Annotated in this window: 3 protein-coding genes; 2 read left to right on the plus strand and 1 reads right to left on the minus strand. The window is 43.7% G+C overall.

What is annotated here, in order from left to right; translation table 11 throughout:
* The first annotated feature begins 497 nt into the window (after positions 1–497).
* Complete coding sequence (locus tag F6K52_RS35525) at positions 498–815, plus strand: hypothetical protein (RefSeq protein ID WP_293089787.1); 318 nt, start codon at positions 498–500, stop codon at positions 813–815.
* Positions 812–1,177, plus strand: coding sequence for an aspartyl protease (locus tag F6K52_RS35530; RefSeq protein WP_293089789.1), 366 nt, complete (start codon positions 812–814; stop codon positions 1,175–1,177). The genes F6K52_RS35525 and F6K52_RS35530 overlap by 4 nt, the downstream gene beginning before the upstream one ends.
* 383 nt (positions 1,178–1,560) lie before the next feature.
* On the opposite strand, the gene F6K52_RS35535 is transcribed toward F6K52_RS35530, so the two are convergent.
* Positions 1,561–2,248 (minus strand): PLAT/LH2 domain-containing protein (locus F6K52_RS35535; RefSeq protein ID WP_293089791.1); only part of this gene is annotated, 688 nt, incomplete at its 5' end.

Consider the following 2,248-nt stretch of genomic DNA (forward strand, 5'->3'; position numbering starts at 1 on the left):
TGTTGCCTGTTGCCTGTTGCCTGTTGCCTGTTGCCTGTTGCCTGTTGCCTGTTGCCTGTTGCCTGTTGCCTGTTGCCTGTTGCCTGTTGCCTGTTGCCTTGCGCGATGAAGCGAAGCTTCCGCTAAAAGCGATCGCACCTTCTACTAAGGGAAGGCATTGCTGATTAATAGAATGATGGAAAGTAACTGAGGAGTACGCAAATAATCCTAATGGCTGGTGTTATTATGCCCGGTGTTTGTTTGACAGGGGTGAAAATCAGGGAGCGGCTGAAGCTATTCAGAAAGCTGATCATCTATGGTCGAATAATTGGCTAGTTTATCGGGCCTTCTCTTGATGCAGTCGCTCATGGGGGAAACCCCCAAGACCGCGCTGCATCGCTATATAAGATTTTGAACAAGTCACCCCTTATGCCTTTCTTGCTAACAAAGGGATAAATAACCTGAGGGGGGATATTTTCGTTATTATAAACCTATCTACAGCGTTTTGTATAACTCAAATGACACCATCATCTTCCCATCACACTGTAAGGCGAGGACGGGTTTTTCCGGAGAAACGACTGTCTCCTGAAGAAAAAGCCAGAATTAAAGCAGAAGACGCAGTATTTTATAAGCGTTGTCGAGAGGTCTTTGAGCGAGTACAACCAGAATTGATTCAAGAGCATTATGATTGGTTTATTATTATTGAACCTGATAGTGGGGAGTATTTTATCGATGAAGATGAAAAGGTAGCACTGGCAAAATCCCGTTCTAAACATCCAGGTAAAAAGTGTATTATTATGCGAATTAATGAAACGGGAACTTGTGGCAGAATATGATCCAAGGTGAATTTAATAGGTTCGGGGAGTTATTTTTTGAAATTGGCTTGATGTCTGCTGATGGGGAGATTTTTCCCGTTATGGCACTGTTAGATACAGGGTTTACAGGTTGGTTAGCTATTGATAGTCAAGATGCTGATAGTTTAGGGTGGATAAATTATAACTATACAAGAGATATGCAAACGGCAAGGGGAGAAGCACAGTTTAATTTATATGAGGGAAAGGTGGTTATTGAGGAAGAGGAGTTTACGGTTGAAGTGTTAGGAGGAGATGAACTGGTGAATATTATTTTAGGTGTTTTGTGGTTACGAACAAAGCGTTTGGTTGTGGATTTTCCCATGGGAGTGTTAACCCTAGGATAAGCGATGCGCGAGCATTGAGCCGCTACGCGAACACACTTTATAGCAGTAACCGTAGGTTGGGTTGAATTTTGTGAAATCTAACTCTCTTAAGGTAACAGAAGGGAGAGATAATGTTGGGTTTCATTGCCAAGAGACCAACCTACAATATCAGGCGATCGCACTAACCGTTTAGCATAGTAATATCATGTTCGGATAATTAGTTATAAAACACCATTACCCTTGAAACCTTACTCCTTTACTTCTGCATAGCTCCCTTAATAAGGGGGGTTAGGGGGGATTCCCTCTGCCTTGCTTTCGCGCCTAGTATAAGTATTCAACCGGACATGATATAAGTCCGGAAGAGCCTCAATCTTTTTGATCAAACCCAAGGCACCTTGACTCGACTATTGCAGCTTTATATAACGATTCTTTTCTTCCAACCATCCTGGATGCCATTTTTTGTAAACATACCAGCCCCTGTTGGGGATCTCCGCTTCCAGATCCAACCAATCCACGTACCAATCGGGCCCAAAATACTTACCATCGTGCTTAAGCTCAATGGGAACGGTCGAGAGTTCTCTTGCTTTTAGATTGCTGACATCAAAAGGTCCGTAAGTATCTGTATCGCCCCGCTCAAAGTCATTGTACCGAGGCTTATCCAGCAACCACCAATCACCCTTAGCAACCCGAAAATAAACGTTGGCATCCGTACCCGCGTATTCCTTATTTCCTGTCTGGATCGTCGTCTTGACTGCAGTAATTAGAGTTTCTGGAGCAACAATAAGTTGACCATCGAACCAATTAAGGATGATCGACTTTTGAGGATCTCCCTCTTGACCAACGTAACTGAGCGTAACGGTAACAGTAACGTTGCTGGGAGTTGTGTTCTCAATTGTAATGGTTGAGTTCTTTGGCTCGATGGTCTTTTGCCACGGACTGCTACCGTAGGGAATCTCCACAGGAAGGGCTTTTTGCCCCCACATTACCACCATGTTAGCGGGTAACTTTTGAGAGTTATCCGGGCTGTTGTTGGCAATGGTGATGACGTTCTGGGTTTCCGTAGTATTTTCAATCTTTAGCAAAGAATCACCG

Source organism: Moorena sp. SIO3H5 (assembly GCF_010692395.1).
Lineage (GTDB): Bacteria > Cyanobacteriota > Cyanobacteriia > Cyanobacteriales > Coleofasciculaceae > Moorena.